This is a genomic window from Legionella stuttgartensis, from assembly GCF_977063405.2.
Map to the genome: position 1 here is coordinate 503,940 of NZ_CDRUHA020000060.1, position 16,571 is coordinate 520,510.

Here is a 16,571-nt window from a genome sequence, read left to right on the forward strand (position 1 = left end):
CTTCTTTATTACTTAATCTTTTTGGAGGGATTGCCTGGATCTTCTAGATTAACCTCTTCAATATTTTCTGCTTCATATAATATTTGAGTTGCTTTATCTCGCACGAATTTACTTTTGATTCCGGAAAATAAAGAAAAGAGCGCGCGTGTTTGGGGTTTTCTAATTTTATCAATTTCATCTTTAAAGTCTTGATAGGAAGAAAATGTGTCAACTTTTAGCTGCATCATTTGAGCTATCCTCATAGGAACTTTATAAGAGGTATCCTCATATTGTACAGTTGTTCCTCCATCCACTGATACTTTTTCTTGCCAATAGTTCAGATGTTCAGGATTTTGCGGGTCTAACTTTAACTTTTCTTTTAAAATATCAATTTTATTATTTTCTAACCCTTGTATTACTTGTACGTCGGTTTTGATTTTAAGGAGGGCATCATGAAAAGAATGAGATGTATCTGATCCTTCATAAGCTCTATTATCAGAAAAATATTGCTTCAATTCTTCTTTGAAATCGGCCTCGCATTTATCAATATTTAAATTTAGTACGAATTTTCTAAAACCCTTGCTTTTTAAAGCCTCTGTCCTAAATGTGTTTATACGCTCCTTAAAGAAGGATTGAATCTCTGCTTTTAACTCAAGATCAGCAGGCGCATTCACTTCTAGGATCATATCGAGCGTATCTGGTGGATAAACAAGTATTCTTAAAATTTGAAGATATACTTCTTGCTTAAATTCTTCATTTTTTTTAAGTTTCTCTTTTATTTCTTTTTTAAGTCCTCCAGCCCATATAACGGGGTGAAATACTTTGGGTGACAAAATATCGTCGAGATCCTCGAAACTAAAATCGATATTATTAATATCATTTTCTATGGACATTAATTTTTTAACAAAAGGCCATAAAGAAGAGTCATGATCAATTTTAACGCTTCTTTCATTAGAATTAGTACCAATGTTATCCGATTTTAGATCCGTTTCAGCGAGGACCAATGCACTAACAAGAATACGTGCAAAAGTCTTATAGTCAGTAGGCTCTAATCCTTTCTCCATTATTGTCTTGTAGGTTGTAAAACCAGGAACGCCTTCGGAGGCGACATAACGATTACCTAATTGGTCATTTACAAGACGAGTTTTAGGTTGCGTGTTTCCAATCCAGAACCGATAAACTTCGCCTGAAATCACTTCCAGTTCTAATGGTTCATCTGGGGAATATGCTTGTTTAACAAACCAAATTTTTTTATTACGTGCACTTACCTTATCAGTATCTTTGGTTTTTTTTTTGTAAACCACGGCTGTATGTCCACCAGAGTTGTCTTTAACGCCTTCTGATTCAAAGTTTTCTAGCGTTTTTTTGAGTTTATCTTTCGAGAACATATTCACCAGCTTTAAAATAGTCTGATTAAATATAATTATATCAAAAAATAAACAATTGGATTTTAAAACGAACATGTGTTGTTGTTTTTGATTGAATATTGGTAGATATCCAGTCGAAATGGAATAAAAGTGACGAGTAGGGTAGAATGCCAGTTTTGCTAAAATTGGTGTTCAGGTATGGAATTCTTCTCCCTTCAACCTTATCAATCTATTGAGGAAATGAAAAACGTATGGAGAATAGCCATGCATCTGGCATACGTTACCACCCACCAACAAAATCACACCGCTTTGGATTGTTCACTATGTGTAAATGAAGGAAGCAAGACAGAGTTAGTTAAGCGCCTGCAATGTACGCTATCTCAGACAAAATCAACGGATTTAACTTCATTAACTCTTTTTTGTTTAGGTGTATTTCATACCGCTTCTCAAGCAGATGAACTAACTTTTCAGCGCGGACTAGAATACCTAAGTCAAGCCGTCATAAATAAAAATAAGCATGCGGCTCATTATTTGGCTAGAATCTATTCTGGATGTCATCAAAATACCGACACTTCTTCTCTCAGAGATCAAGAAAGAGCGATCCAGTATTATCTTAGTTCGTTTCGATTAGCGTCTTATGAAGCCTTAAATGACCTCATGTTGAGCTTGAGAGTAGGGGAGGGAGTGATTGCTAGAGATAAAGATCGCTGGCATCATTTATTTATTCAATTATATATTGAGGCAGGAGAGAACAAAAATAATGATCTCATTCCTCATTTAATTCGTTGTCTCATTCAACAAGATTATGTACTTTCAAAAACCGAGCCCTTCTTAGCATTTGTTGCTGAAATTATCAATTCTTGGATGAAAACACCGCAGTGGAATCAACATTACACCAAACTGGTACAAGGTTACCTGGAGCAAGAACAAAAAAAGGGGAATCAAGGGAGCATTTATTTATTTTATAAGCTCGATTTCTTCAAGTCGTCACAAGGAGCCCATTTTTTTAATTCCACAATTTTTTTGAGTGAAGAGGACAGCCATTTCATTCAATACATCGAGGAACTGCCTGATAAATCGGAAGTGGAAATTCCAGAGCAGAGTCACGTGACTCGAGCAAATGAGACCTCTTCTATGCTATAGAAGAGAGAGGGTCATCTCTAATTGACCAAAAGATTGAATAATACTTGAATGAGCGTTGAAAAAGGAATAGGGATTTTCAGTGGAGAACAAAGAATGAGATACTTCATGAATTAAAAAAAGAATATGTTTGAATTCTCGATATTCTCCCCAACGCTTTGTTAAATCTTGTTTTGCTTGATCAATCAATTTATAGCATTTCAACTGAATATCAGATTGTTCTTTATGTTCATTTTGTGCATTCACTAAATGATAAAGCTCTTGTTTTATGAGAGATAAAGATGTTAATGAGTATTCAACATCTTCATTAAATTTTTGGTCAAGATTCTTAATTTTTTCTTCAATTGTTTTTATCGCTTCATATATAGCAAAAAATTTTTTTGTTTTGTTAATTAATTGTGGATGGTCTTCATTCCATTTTTGGATTGAAGGATTTTTGGCAATCATCAGAATAGAACGCCTTAAAGACCAATTTTTTTCCAATAAAGCAATAAGTCGTTGTTCTTCTCCGAAACGCAAACACGAAGTATCTTTAGGTTCAAGCGCTTTTCCTATTAATGCATCAATAAACTCTGCGATGTAGGAAGTAGGATTCGTTAAAGGAAGCATCAGAGAATCAGTCAGATTTCTAATATTCTGTTCTTGTCCTGAACTCAAAGTCCAACGTTGGAACTCTTTTTGATTAAGAAATGGAGCACAAAAGAAATCCAAATTTATCTTAATAAAATGTACAGCGTGTTGCGTATCTTTATGCATAGGTTTAGAAAAGTGAGAATTGATATATTTGTACACATTATAATGTTCTCGAGGATGCGGAGCTAGGGGTGGTGGCCTAGAATCAAATTAATTATAAGAATAAATGAGCATCTTGTGCGTGGTTATTGAACGAAGTTTCATACCCTTTAAAATTTTGAATTTTTCTTTCATTTTTTAGTGATAACACAATCACGCGCATAAAATTATGCCAACTTTATTCAATGTCTGGTATTATTTCTCGCATGTTAAATAAAAAAGTGTAAGAGGATATAGTGATTGTTATTACCGGTGGAGGGAGTGGGATAGGAAGATCATTGGCCTTTTCTTTGGCAAAACGAGAGCAATCCATCTTAATTGTAGGTAGAAGAGAGAAGGCACTGCAAGAAACAGCCGCCTTTTCTGAAAACATCCAATATGTTTGCGCTGATGTATCCACACGTGAAGGTTTAGAGTTAATCAAAAACCGTTTACATAATGAGAAACAAATTAGTGCGCTTGTTAACAATGCAGGAATTTTAAATCCATTGGTACCCATAAAGGAAATTGATTCTAAAGACTGGAATCATGCCTTAAATACTAATTTGAATGCGGCCCTTTTTCTTCCACAAATGATATACGATAAATTGACTCATGGTCGTGTTTTGAATATTGGTTCTGGAGCCGCCTATTTCGCGATTAGAGGTTGGGCTGCATACTGTGTTTCTAAAGCTGCTTTATCGATGTTAACCAAGTGTTGGCAGCTGGAATCTGAGTCCATTGCTTTCGCTAGCGTTATGCCAGGGATAATTGATACGAAAATGCAAGTTGTTGCGCGAAGCGAAGACAACCCAGATTATGAGCGCATAAATTTTTATCAGCGCTTGAAAGAGGAAAATCGATTGATTTCACCGGATACAGTTGCTGAATTTTTGACTTGGCTTTTGTTGGATGTAGACAAGAAAACTTATGTATCTAAAGAATGGGATATATACGAAACCAAGCACCATAAAGCCTGGCTTAAACCACCTCATCAAGTTCAACATTGGGATTTTTAATGTCTGCCTGCGACAAATTATTATTAAATGCGACGACCATTGATGCTCAGGGAAATCAATTAACACAGCAAGCTATTGCGATTAAAGATGGTCTTATTGCCTGGTGTGGATCGCAAGCACAATTGCCAATGCAATTTTACGAAGCGCAAGACAAAGAAGAATGTCAGGGGCAACTAATTACTCCAGGCCTTATAGATTGTCATACTCATTTGGTTTATGCAGGAAATAGGTCTGCTGAATTTCAAATGAAATTGGCAGGAGTTAGTTATGCGGAAATTGCTAAGGCGGGGGGAGGGATTTTATCTACTGTACGCCACACTCGAGAGGCTTCCGAAGAGGAGTTGCTCAAACAATCTCTGCCCAGAATTCTTGCTTTACGCGATGATGGCGTAACTACAGTCGAGATTAAATCAGGTTATGGACTGGATTTGGCTAATGAATTGAAAATGCTACGAGTAGCTAAGCGTTTAGGGGAGTTAACTGGCTTAAGAATTAGAAAAACCTTCCTTGGCGCGCATGCAATAGGTCCTGAATTTCAAGGAAACAGTCAAGCGTATATTGATGTACTTTGTCAGGAAATGCTGCCTGCATTATGTGAAGAGAATTTGGTAGATGCAGTGGATGTATTTTGTGAGTCCATTGCTTTTTCTCTGAAACAAACAGAGCAAGTTTTTACAGCTGCACGTGAATTAAAGCTCCCTTTAAAATGTCATGCTGAGCAATTATCCAATCTTGGGGCAAGCGAACTTGCAGCAGAATTTGGTGCTTTGTCTTGTGATCATTTGGAATTTCTAAATGAAAAAGGGGCATCGGCTATGGCCGAAGCAAACACGGTTGCTGTTTTGCTTCCAGGCGCTTATTACTTTTTACGCGAAAAGCAAAAACCCCCAGTAGAACTTTTGCGTCGAGCTGGAGTAGGTATAGCTGTTGCCACCGATTGTAATCCTGGTTCTTCACCAACTACTTCATTACGTTTGATGATGAGCATGGCCTGTCAATTCTTTTCATTAACAGTTCCCGAAGCTTTAGCAGCGGTTACCAGTCAAGCGGCAAGAGCATTAGGTTTGCAAAAAGAGCTTGGAGCAATTGCTGTAGGCATGAAAGCTGATTTGATATTGTGGTCTGTTAATGACAGTGCGGCTCTTTGTTATTACTTTGCCTATCCCTTACCCCATCATATGATGATTGCAGGGGAATGGGTTTCTACATCAGATAATTACTAGGAATAAAATTTATGTTAAAACCACTTAAAACCATTCTTTCTTTAGGCATTATCGTAAGTTCGTTTACTGCTTGGGCCGTAAATCCGATATCAATAAAAAAAGAAACTCCTGCGTATGTTATTGATGTTAAATATCCTCAGGGATTTAAGGATCCACGTATTAGTGCAGTAGTGCAAGACTTCATCGATAAAACAAAAAGTAGTTTTTTTAAAGAGCTTGCTGATGATGCCGACGTGCCTTTAGATGCACCTGGAAAATCCGGCTTGAATGTCACGTACTCTTTGCCTTACAAAACACAAGATGCTTTGAGCGTTGCATTTAATATTTCGATTAATCATCGTGGAGCTGCCCATCCTTCAAACACTGTTGCCGTGTTGAATTTTATCCATGGAAGCCAGGTCCAGTTAGCTGATTTATTTCGACCTGAAACAGATTATTTAAAACCTATAGCCAGTTTCTGCAGTAAAAAAATTGCTGAGAAAAATATTTCAGACAAAAAATGGCTCGAGGAAGGCACTAAGCCTATAGACAAAAATTATAAGATCTGGTCTTTTTCAAAAAATGGGATAGATATTATTTTTGATACCTATCAAGTAGCAGCCTATGTTTATGGTCCGCAAACGGTAAACATACCTTTGTCACAGATTTCTTCTTTACTAATTCCTGAAGTAAAGAATAGTGTTTGGGGTCGTTAATGGCTGATACTCCTTATATAGCTGCCGACAAAAAAGTGGCTGAACTTACTTTTCGAGTGGTGTTCCTTGCTATCATATTGACCGTGTTGTTAGCGATGTCTAATGCGTATCTTGCTTTGAAACTAGGGATTTTAACTTCAGCATCTATACCTGCTGCAATTATTTCCATGGGGGTCTTACGTTTTTTTAAAAACTCTACCATTCTAGAGAATAATGCCGTGCAAACCGCAGCTTCTGCAGGTGAGGCTGTTGCAGGGGGGATTGTTTATACCATCCCAGCATTGATAATTATTGGTTATTGGAATCATTTTGATTATATGACCAATTTTTTCATTGCAGTATGTGGTGGAATTCTAGGTGTATTATTTTCCATTCCTTTACGACGTATTTTGGTTCATGATCCCTCATTGAAATTTCCGGAGGGACGTGCAATTGCTGAAGTATTAAAATCGTCCGCCGAAAGAACAGGCATCAAAGACATATTAATCGGTGGGGGAATAGGCGCGCTTATCGAATTATTCCAAACTGGATTTAAAGTAATTGCTAACAGTTGGAATTATTGGTTTGTGGTAAAACGCTCTCTATTTGGTCTAGGCGCAGGTTTTTCTGCAACGATGATCGGTGCTGGTTATCTTGTTGGTCATGATATGGCAATCAGTATCTTCTTAGGTGCAGTGATATCGTGGCTAATTGCTTTACCTATTGTTAGTCAATTTTATCCCGAATTTCTAAATCAGCACCCTGCAGAGCAAGCTGCATCCCTATTATGGAATAGTGAAATGCGTTATTTGGGAATAGGGGCTATGTTGTTTGCTGGTGTGTGGACTTTTTTAAAATTGGCTAAACCTCTTTCTAGAAGTATCCAGACGTCCCTGAAAACATATACGTATAAAGGAATGGATGCGCGGGTACCACGTACGGATAAGGACATTCCTTTACCTTATATTTTGATAGGTATCGGTGCCTTAGCTGCAATCCTGTTTCTCTTTTTCCAGCTTGTTCTTCCTTTACATTCAGTAGGATTGGATAATGAATATTCTCCAACCCTAATTTTCATTGCCGTTCTTTATGTCTTGATTATAGGTTTTATTTTTTCAGTTATTACGGCCTATTTTTCTGGTATGGTTGGTGTCACAGCAAGTCCTGGAAGTTCAGTTGTTATTTCGGGGATGCTTTTTGCTGCCTGGTTGTTACTCGTTGCGGTAGATCATTTATTACCCTTACCGCTAAAGCCCGAACAAATTAAGGCTGCAGAAGCGATTACAATTATGATTGGCGCAGTAGTCACTGGTATTGCGGCGATTGCAAATGATAATACCCAAGATCTTAAAGTAGGGCAGTTGGTTGGTGCAACTCCATGGAAACAACAATTGATGCTGTTGCTGGGCGTAGTAATTTCCTCCTTGGTTATTCCGCCGGTAATGCAATTATTATTTAATGTATATGGGATTGCTGGTGTTATGCCACAGGCCGGGATGGATATTACTCAGTCATTACCTGCGCCTACTGCTGCTTTAATGGCAGCCATTACAGAGGCTGTTTTCAGAAATTCATTACCATGGACCATGATGTTTATTGGTTCGGCAATTATTTTGATTATTATATTTCTTAATCACTTTTTGCAATTACGACGCTATTTAAATTTATCCATTCTAGGCGTTGCAATAGGGATGTATTTACCACTTTCTTCTTCATTTCCATTGTTTATTGGGGGAATGATTGCATTGTTTGTTGAAAGACGTTTAAACCGTACAGTGCCTGTTAAAGAACAGGCAGTAATTCGTAAACAAAAAGGAACACTCATTGCCTGTGGCTTGGTAGCTGGTTCTGCTATTATGGACGTCCTGCTTGCAATTCCATTTTCAATTTTCCAAAGTCCTGATGCTTTGCAATTGGTAGGACCAAGTTGGAATAATATAGGTGTTTATTTGGGAATTTTATCCACCTTATTTCTTGCTTGGTGGATCAATCATAGAGTGGTTGGAAAAGGAAACGACTCAAATTCATAATTTGTAGCTTGGGTGGGACGAATCGAACCCGGGTTCCGGTCCTGCGGACCTGGACCCAGGCTACCATTTTTTACAATGACTCAACTCTGATTTTATGTTGCAACAGCTTTTCTTTAGTTTGTTGTGCTTGCGCTAATTTTTCACGTTCTTTAGCAATAATTTCCGCAGGTGCTTTATCAGTAAATTTAGGATTATTTAATTTACCTTCAGCAAGACTAATGTCTTTCTCTAATTTGGATAACTCTCTTGATAAGCGAGTCAGTTCCGCTTCTTTATCAATTAAATCAGCCATTGGAATAAGTAATTCAATTTCACCAAGCACAGCAGTTGCTGAGACTGGTATTTTTTCATCTGCTTCCAAATAATGGATCTGGCTTAATTTACTTAATGCTTTTAACGTGTGTTGATATTTTTCCACTCGGTCTTTAAGGATTGGCGTTATATTCCGAATATAAAGCGGAATAAGCTTAGCAGGTGAAATTGACATTTCACTACGGATTGTACGTATTGCTTGAATCGCTGCTTTTAACCATTCTAATTCTTCTTCAATGGTATCATTAATAAACTCGGGGTTCACTTGAGGATAAGCACTGATCATAATGCTGGAACCGTTATCAATGGTTAACTTTGTAGTACGTTGCCAGATTTCTTCGGTAATGAATGGCATTAAAGGATGCAACATTTTAAGAATCTGATCGAGTACGTGAATTAAAGTCTTACGAGTACCTCGTTTCAATGCACTCAAAGCATGTTCATCTTGTAAGATAGGCTTAGACAATTCGAGATACCAGTCACAGTACTCATGCCAGACAAATTCGTAAATTGTGTTTGATAACAAGTCAAATCGATAGGTTTCGAAATAATGATGTACTTTACTTATGGTATGTTGCAATCGTGATAAAATCCACTGATCTGCGGGGGTATATTGAAAAGCTCCATCATCGAAATCCATTTGTTCTTCAGCTGTATTGAGCAATACATAACGCGCTGCGTTCCATAATTTGTTACAAAAATTACGATAACCTTCAACTCGACCTATATCAAAGCGTACGTTTCGGCCGGTGGATGCAAGAGAACAATAGGTAAAACGAAGAGCGTCTGTTCCATAGGAGCTAATGCCTTCAGGGAATTCTTTACGAGTGTTTTTAATGATGGTGTCACGAACAGATTGCAACATTAAATTAGAGGTTCGTTTTGCAATAAGCGAATCAAGATCAATTCCATCAACAATGTCTAATGGGTCAAGAACATTCCCTTTGGATTTGGACATTTTGTGTCCTTCACTGTCTCGAATTAAGCCGGTAATAAAAACTTCTTTAAAAGGAATCTTTCCGGTAAATTTTAGCCCCATCATGATCATTCGAGCTACCCAGAAAAAGATAATATCAAAACCGGTAACTAGAACCGATGTGGGGTAGAACTGTTCTAATTCAGGAGTACGTTCTGGCCAACCCAAAGTCGAAAAGGGCCAAAGTGCAGATGAAAACCAAGTATCCAAGACATCTTCATCTTGCTTTAACACCGTTGAGTCTTTAATTTTATATTTAAAGCGAACATCATTTTCACTATATCCTACGTAGACATTTCCATTGCTGTCATACCATGCGGGTATTCGGTGTCCCCACCATAATTGACGGCTAATACACCAATCCTCAATGTTATCCATCCATTGAAAATAGGTTTTGCTCCAGTTTTCTGGAATAAAGCGAATTTCGCCATTTTTCACTGCAGCAATTGCAGGCTCAGCGAGTGGTTGAGTTTTAACATACCATTGATCGGTTAATAGAGGTTCTATAATGACATTCGATTTTTCACCACGGGGTACTTTTAATTTATGTGGTTCTGTTTTAACTAATAAGCCTTCTGTATCTAGATCTTTAATGATTTGTTCTCGGGCCACAAATCGATCCATGCCTTGATATTTTAAAGGGGCATTTTTATTAATAGATGCTTTTTTAGTTAAGATGCTGATAACAGGGAGTTCATGGCGCTTGCCCACTTCATGATCATTAAAATCATGCGCTGGGGTAATTTTAACGCAGCCACTACCAAATTCTTTATCGACATATTCATCCGCAATAATGGGAATCGTACGATCACAAAGTGGAAGATGAACCTCTTGTCCAATAAGATGTTTAAAACGTGCGTCTTCGGGATGTACAGCAACCGCCGTGTCACCCAACATCGTTTCAGGTCGAGTGGTCGCAACAATAAGAGACTCGGTTGAGTTCACTACTGGGTAGCGAATATGCCAGAGAAAACCATCTTCTTCTTCGGAAAGTACTTCGAGATCAGATACTGCAGTACCTAATTTAGGATCCCAATTCACTAAACGAGTTCCGCGATAAATCAAACCTTCGTCGTAGAGTTGTACGAATACTTTTTGTACGGCGGCGGACAATCCTTCATCCATGGTAAATCGTTCGCGACTCCAGTCTACTGAAGCCCCCAAACGTCGCATTTGTTGCGTTATAGTATTCCCTGATTCATTCTTCCATTGCCAAACGCGTTCTAAAAACTGTTCGCGGGTAAGATCTTTTCTAGAGGTTCCAGCGGCTTCAAGTTGACGCTCAACAACGAGTTGCGTTGAAATACCTGCATGGTCAGTACCAGGTTGCCATAAAGTCTTATGCCCTAACATTCGATGATAGCGGGTCAATGCATCCATAATCGTATGCTGAAAACCATGCCCCATATGCAGGCTGCCTGTTACATTGGGAGGAGGGAGCATAATACAATATCTTTTACCGTCACCATGCGGTTGGAAATAATGATGATTTTCCCAATTTTTATAGCATGCTTTTTCGATTGCTTCAGGGGAATAGACTTTATCCATGATTAAACCTGTACTGATAAAAGACGAAATATTATCACAAATTCAATCGTAAGTTGAATTAATAAGGGTAACAATACTCAGTGTTTAGATTAATTTAGAGGATATTATTATAGCAACTGCCTTGAATTTTATTTTAAGGCAGTTGCTACTCTTGCTTATTTTCAAACTTCTCTAGAATTAACTATAGCGCATTGTGAGGTATTTTGATCTGAGGTTGATGATTCTGCTAGAGCAAACAGACTAAATTGATTGGCCCTAGTGAACCACTTTGAATTTCATCATTTTGTTTGCTATTCGTTTCGAGGAGTTCTTCAAGCTGAAGGTGGCCGAATTTAAGAAGATGTGCCCGTTCGTACTCTTTGTCCTGATTGAGGGCCAATTTATTCTTGATGTAAGGAAGCTAAAAATTGGATGACAGATAAATAACCATTTTTTGTAGCTTCTATAAAAGCATAGTAATTTTCAGCTGTGATCATCTCTTGCAATTGTTCAGAGTTTTTTTCAGCTAAGAAGAGGAGGACCGATAAATGATCGTTTGCAGCAGCAAGTCTAAAAGCCAAATAGTCCTGAGACGTAATCATCTCTGGTAGTTTTTCAGGATCTTGTTCTTCGAGGTATTGGAGGATATGTAAGTGGCCATGCTCCGCAGACTCAATAAAAACGTTGTAATGATTCGCAGCAATCATAGCGTGCAATGCACTTGTAGAATATTTTGTTATTAAATCTTTAAAATAATTCTTATTCCCCCAATAAACTGCCGCATCAAACATCAATTTATCTGACATCCCCAATATATCTCCTATATTGTGAAGGGATTCTGAATTGAGCTCGGGATGACTGAGTGCAATTCCTAGCCAGATACATATTTTTTTCTTTTTCGAGAATGAAACTACTTCTAGATCATCAGTTAATATTTGAAATAAATCATTGTCCTTTTCTTGCATCAGTGGAATTAAATAGTCGGGAAGCTCATTTATAAAAAACTTTTCCCAGAGAGTCTGTGGGATTAGCTTCGCTTGTGCATGACACATTCTTTTTTCATGCGTTGAAAATTTCACTTCTATAAACTCAAATCATGATATGAATATGTGGCTAATAAGCAACCATTATGTTCATGACAGTGGCTTTGAGTAATTATTAAAAATTGCTTGTTTATATAAGAGGTATACAAATTTCTTATGGAGAAGCCCTAAAAGTGCATTCCAGTAATGGATAAAATTTGAAAGTCTTTTATTTAAAGGATGCAAGTCTTTTACCACTTATTCAAATTTTTAATGCTCGAACTAATTAAGTGGGATAACCAATGAACTCCTTCGTCATATTGACTCTTACTGTGCATTACAAGGTAAATAGGGGTGGGTTCTAAATTGAATGGCAGTGGCTGCATTTTTAATCGAAACTGTTCTGAAAAAATATTAATTAAAAAACTTGGAGCCGTGGAAATCACTGTGTCGGAATTTGCTACTGCAAAAATTGCAGGCAAAATATTTTTTACGAAGAGTATATCATTGCGTATTTTTTTCCGTTTATGTAGATATTCTGCTGAATGACTGTATCTTTCTGGATTAAAACTAAAGGCAATATGTTTACAGGTTAAATAATTTTTTAAAGATAATGGCTTGTGTATGAGTGGATTATTTTGGCTCGCAAAACAAATAATTTCTTCCTCATATAATTTTTCTGCTTTAAGCACCGAAGGAAATGAGTTTTCATTAATAGCCCCTATTGCTACATCGACGTTATCATCAATAAACAGAAGAGGATTATCCGCCATAGATTCAATAGTGGTGTCAATAACAATATGGGGTAGTTTTTCAAGGGCTGAAATTAAGGACGGCAATAAGATTAATTCAACATAATCAGGTAAAGCAATCTTAAATGATCTCTTTGAATGAAGGGGATCGAATCGTTCGCTAGGTTGCAAGATATTTCCTAAATCAAACATTACTTGTTCTAATTGAGGTTGCAATTCTTTTGCTTTTGGAGAAAGAAAATATCCCCCTTTACCAGGAATGAGCAGCGGATCCTTAAATAATTCTCTAAGTTGCTTCAAAGAAGAACTCATTGCGGGTTGACTGACGAATGCTTTAGAAGCAGCAGCACTGACACTTTTTTCGGTTAATAAAGCATCTAGATGCAATATTAAATTTAAGTTCATTCGTTTAAAAGGCGTCACGATTTTACCCTTTATAATAATTCTCCCTTACATGAAGTATAAGAAATTTAGAATTGTTTACAAAAGGTATAAGGATTAAAGGTAGACAAATAGTGATAGCTTTAATATTTAGTTGCTATGCTGATGCTGGTTTAAAGTATGCTGGGTTTGGCTAAGCTTCCCCCAGCTCTTACTTTTAATGATTTTTAGTAGGCACTTGAACATCAGGAATTTTTGCTTCATCAAACTGAGGTTCGGCTTTTTTTAAGCGATGGTCTTCTGCAATGTAGGTATACAAGGTAGGAACCACAAATAAAGTGAATCCTGTTCCAATTAACAAGCCCGTGGCAATAACTAATCCTATATCAAAACGACTCACTGCACCTGCTCCACTGGCAATCAAAAGAGGTAATACCCCAAATACCATGGCCGCAGTCGTCATGAGAATGGGTCTTAATCTAATTCCTGCAGCTTCTTCTACAGCAGCTCGTCTGTCCAGGTTTTTTTCACGTTGTAAATGGTTGGCGAAATCGACGATTAAAATTCCATGTTTTGAAATTAAGCCAATTAGGGTAATCAAACCGACCTGGGTATAAATATTGATGCTTGCCAAACCCAAATTCAAAGGAATTAAAGCACCGCAGATTGACATGGGTACGCTGATTAAAACGATTAGCGGATCGCGGAAACTTTCATATTGAGCTGAAAGTACCAAAAAGATAATGATGATTGCAAAAACGAATGCAAAGAGCAGGGCGCTCCCTTCTTGGATAAATTGCCTTGACTCACCACCATAATCAAAAGAAAAGCCTTTAGGTAAAGTATCATTGGCTGCATCTTGTAAGAATGCGAGACCTTCGCCTAAGGTTTTTCCAGGCATCATGACTGCTTGAATGGTCGCAGAATTCATTTGTTGAAAATGTGATGCTGCGTTAGGTGCAGTTCTTTCTTTGGCGGTGACTACCGTTGAAAGAGGGACCATGGTGCCGTTAATTGTTTTCACATATATTTGCCCTAATTGCTCAGGAGTCATGCGATAGGAGCGGTTTAATTGGGGTATTACCTGGTAACTGCGTCCTTCTAAGTTAAAATAATTTACATAACCACCGGATAAAGCACTGGTTAAGCTGCTTCCTACCGCTTGCATATCTAATCCCATTTCTGAAGCTTTGGAGCGATTAATATCCAATACAATTTGCGGCTTATTGAATTTGAGTGAATTATCGACGTAAATAAATAAACCACTTTTTTGGGCTTTTTCGGTCAGTTTATTGGAAACATCAAGTAAGCTTTGAAAGTCATTTGTGGTTTTGATGACGAATTGAACTGGCGTACCACCTCCGCCACCTGGAAGGGGAGGGGGGACAATTGCAAAAGCATTTAACCCAGCAACTTGTGACAATTTATCTTGCAAGGGTTGTTTTAAAGCAAACTGACTTTTACTGCGTTGATTCCATGGTTTTAATACCATTCCTGAAATGGTTTGACTGCTGTTGTTTACAGTAAAATAATTTTCTGTTTCCGGGAAACTTTTATAAATGTCATCAAATGGCTTGGTGAATGATTCAATATAATTAAGTGTCGCATATTGAGGAATCATCGCCATCACAAAAAAGAAGCCCTGGTCCTCATCGGGGGCTGTTTCAGCTGAAGTATGAGTATAGAGATAAGGCAGCATCAGTATAACAACGGCTGCAAAAAACAACATAATTACCCGAGTGTTCAGCAAACTATGTAATGCTTTTTGATATCTTACTTTGAGTTTATTGAAAAAAGTATCAAGAAAATGAACAAGCTTGCCACTACTAATATCTTTAGATAATACCCTTGAGCACATCATAGGAGAAAGAGTTAATGCAATAACTCCGGAAATGATTACTGCACTGGCTAAAGTAAAAGCGAACTCTTTGAACAAGGCGCCTGTTAATCCCCCCATAAATCCAATAGGTGCGTATACCGCCGCCAAGGTAATCGTCATTGCAATGACTGGAGTGGCTATTTCTCGGGCCCCAATCAATGCAGCGTCAAAAGGAGTTTTTCCTTCCTCGATATGTCGATGGACGTTTTCTACGACAACAATGGCATCATCGACTACCAAACCAATGGCTAGAACAAAGGCGAGTAATGTAAGTAAGTTGATACTGTACCCTAGAATAAGCATCAAGGTGCATACACCAACTAATGAAAGTGGAATGGTTACAACAGGTATGAGTACTGAACGAATGGAGCCTAGGAATAGAAAAATCACTACAATAACAATTAGGCCTGCTTCAATAATGGTATGCGTTACTTCATCCAGAGATGCTCTAATAAATGCTGTCGCATCATAAACTATTGTGCCTGTTAAGGATGGCGGAAACTCTCTAATAACCGAAGGAAGTATTTTTCTTACATCACTGATGACGGTTAGAGGATTTGCAGTAGGAGTCGGCGTAATGGATATAAATACTGCTTTTTTGCCATTGAATGTTACGGAGGTATCGTAGTCTTGTGAACCTAGTTCAATTCTCCCAACATCGCGTAAACGAACAATGGAGCCTTTATCACTTTTAACAATCAGGTTACTAAATTCTGTTGTGTCATTCAGATCTGTTTTTGCAGTGATGCTGATTGCAACGTATTCACCTTTAGTATTTCCTGCTGCAGTGAGGAAGTTATTTTTGGCAAGTACCATTGAGACATCTGAGGGAGAAACCCCCAGTGCAGCCATTTTAATAGGATCAAGAAAAATTCGCATGGAATAGGTGGCGCCACCCAAAATCTCGGCTTTAGCTACACCATCTACTGTTTGCAGCTGCGGCTGTACAACACGGGTAGCATAGTCAGTGATTTGTTGAGGGGTCATTTCTGTACTGTCTAAACTAATGTACATCAATGCTGTTGAGCTATCCGATGTTTTCAATATGACTGGTTGTTGAGACTCTTTGGGCAATTGGTTAAGTGTTTGTTGCACTTTACTCATCACATCAGTAAAAGCCACTTGAGGATCAAAGTTTAATTTAATATTTAGAGTAATAGTGCTTAAGCCTTGAGTACTGGAGGAGGTCATGTAATCAATCCCTTCCGCACTGGCTACGGCTTTTTCTAAAGGTGAAGTAATGAATCCTGCAATAAGATCGGCATCCGCACCAGGGTATCCCGTCATAATGGTAATTACTGTATTGTCCATGCGGGGGTATTGACGAATTTGCATCTTATAGATGGAGTTAATACCAAAAAGCAGAATGAGCAAACTAATTACCATGGCAAGTACGGGCCGCTTGATAAAAAGATCGGTAAACTTCATAACGTGTTCCTGATTAAAAAATTTTATAATAGGTGTGATACCTATAAAAATTAACCTGGGTTACGCTTCGCTGCACCCAGGCTACTACGAT

The 16,571-nt window shown here is 37.8% G+C and carries 11 protein-coding genes; 5 read left to right on the forward strand and 6 right to left on the reverse strand.

From position 1 onward, the window contains the following. Window positions 1–8 precede the first annotated feature (8 nt). Window positions 9–1,367: a hypothetical protein gene (locus ACWTEW_RS21545; protein ID WP_454780563.1), complete on the reverse strand. Its 1,359-nt coding sequence runs from the start codon at window positions 1,365–1,367 to the stop codon at window positions 9–11. Between the two features lie 243 nt (window positions 1,368–1,610). Between ACWTEW_RS21545 and ACWTEW_RS21550 the strand changes: the two genes are divergently transcribed. After that, entirely contained in the window at window positions 1,611–2,489 is an 879-nt protein-coding gene (locus ACWTEW_RS21550; RefSeq protein ID WP_454780564.1) for a hypothetical protein, read from the forward strand. Here ACWTEW_RS21550 and ACWTEW_RS21555 read toward each other — a convergent pair. Beyond that, window positions 2,484–3,242 (reverse strand): hypothetical protein, encoded by a 759-nt coding sequence (locus tag ACWTEW_RS21555; protein WP_483099561.1) that lies wholly within the window; start codon window positions 3,240–3,242, stop codon window positions 2,484–2,486. The two genes, ACWTEW_RS21550 and ACWTEW_RS21555, sit on opposite strands and share 6 nt — an antisense overlap. A 272-nt stretch (window positions 3,243–3,514) precedes the next feature. Here ACWTEW_RS21555 and ACWTEW_RS21560 point away from each other — a divergent pair, with 272 nt between their 5' ends. The 4 genes from ACWTEW_RS21560 to ACWTEW_RS21575 are packed head-to-tail and all read left to right on the forward strand — an operon-like array spanning window position 3,515 to window position 8,203. Next, complete coding sequence (locus ACWTEW_RS21560; protein ID WP_454780566.1) at window positions 3,515–4,276, forward strand: SDR family NAD(P)-dependent oxidoreductase; 762 nt, start codon at window positions 3,515–3,517, stop codon at window positions 4,274–4,276. Continuing rightward, a complete protein-coding gene (gene hutI, locus ACWTEW_RS21565) occupies window positions 4,276–5,499 on the forward strand; it encodes an imidazolonepropionase (protein ID WP_454780567.1) in 1,224 nt (407 codons plus the stop codon). The genes ACWTEW_RS21560 and hutI overlap by 1 nt, the downstream gene beginning before the upstream one ends. Window positions 5,500–5,510: 11 nt before the next feature. Then, the gene (locus tag ACWTEW_RS21570; protein ID WP_454780568.1) at window positions 5,511–6,194 is read left to right on the forward strand and encodes a DUF3298 and DUF4163 domain-containing protein; all 684 of its coding nucleotides are present in this window, start codon (window positions 5,511–5,513) and stop codon (window positions 6,192–6,194) included. Then, window positions 6,194–8,203: an OPT family oligopeptide transporter gene (locus ACWTEW_RS21575; protein ID WP_454780569.1), complete on the forward strand. Its 2,010-nt coding sequence runs from the start codon at window positions 6,194–6,196 to the stop codon at window positions 8,201–8,203. The genes ACWTEW_RS21570 and ACWTEW_RS21575 overlap by 1 nt, the downstream gene beginning before the upstream one ends. 70 nt (window positions 8,204–8,273) lie before the next feature. Here ACWTEW_RS21575 and ACWTEW_RS21580 read toward each other — a convergent pair whose 3' ends face one another. From ACWTEW_RS21580 to ACWTEW_RS21595, 4 genes are all read right to left on the reverse strand, one after another. Further along, window positions 8,274–11,039, reverse strand: coding sequence for a valine--tRNA ligase (locus ACWTEW_RS21580; RefSeq protein WP_454780570.1), 2,766 nt, complete (start codon window positions 11,037–11,039; stop codon window positions 8,274–8,276). A gap of 380 nt (window positions 11,040–11,419) precedes the next feature. After that, window positions 11,420–12,097 (reverse strand): hypothetical protein, encoded by a 678-nt coding sequence (locus ACWTEW_RS21585; RefSeq protein WP_454780571.1) that lies wholly within the window; start codon window positions 12,095–12,097, stop codon window positions 11,420–11,422. Window positions 12,098–12,291: 194 nt separating this feature from the next. After that, window positions 12,292–13,218 (reverse strand): LysR family transcriptional regulator LelA, encoded by a 927-nt coding sequence (lelA, locus tag ACWTEW_RS21590; protein WP_454780730.1) that lies wholly within the window; start codon window positions 13,216–13,218, stop codon window positions 12,292–12,294. A gap of 172 nt (window positions 13,219–13,390) precedes the next feature. Next, the gene (locus ACWTEW_RS21595) at window positions 13,391–16,480 is read right to left on the reverse strand and encodes an efflux RND transporter permease subunit (protein ID WP_454780572.1); all 3,090 of its coding nucleotides are present in this window, start codon (window positions 16,478–16,480) and stop codon (window positions 13,391–13,393) included. Between the last annotated feature and the right edge of the window lie 91 nt (window positions 16,481–16,571).

Bases quoted from the DNA above. Each gene is read 5' to 3' on its own strand.
- ACWTEW_RS21545 (WP_454780563.1), bottom strand. From the start codon at position 1,367: ATGTTCTCGAAAGATAAACTCAAAAAAACGCTAGAAAACTTTGAATCA.
- ACWTEW_RS21550 (WP_454780564.1), top strand. From the start codon at position 1,611: ATGCATCTGGCATACGTTACCACCCACCAACAAAATCACACCGCTTTG.
- ACWTEW_RS21555 (WP_483099561.1), bottom strand. From the start codon at position 3,242: ATGCATAAAGATACGCAACACGCTGTACATTTTATTAAGATAAATTTG.
- hutI (WP_454780567.1), top strand. From the start codon at position 4,276: ATGTCTGCCTGCGACAAATTATTATTAAATGCGACGACCATTGATGCT.
- ACWTEW_RS21570 (WP_454780568.1), top strand. From the start codon at position 5,511: ATGTTAAAACCACTTAAAACCATTCTTTCTTTAGGCATTATCGTAAGT.
- ACWTEW_RS21575 (WP_454780569.1), top strand. From the start codon at position 6,194: ATGGCTGATACTCCTTATATAGCTGCCGACAAAAAAGTGGCTGAACTT.
- ACWTEW_RS21580 (WP_454780570.1), bottom strand. From the start codon at position 11,039: ATGGATAAAGTCTATTCCCCTGAAGCAATCGAAAAAGCATGCTATAAA.
- ACWTEW_RS21595 (WP_454780572.1), bottom strand. From the start codon at position 16,480: ATGAAGTTTACCGATCTTTTTATCAAGCGGCCCGTACTTGCCATGGTA.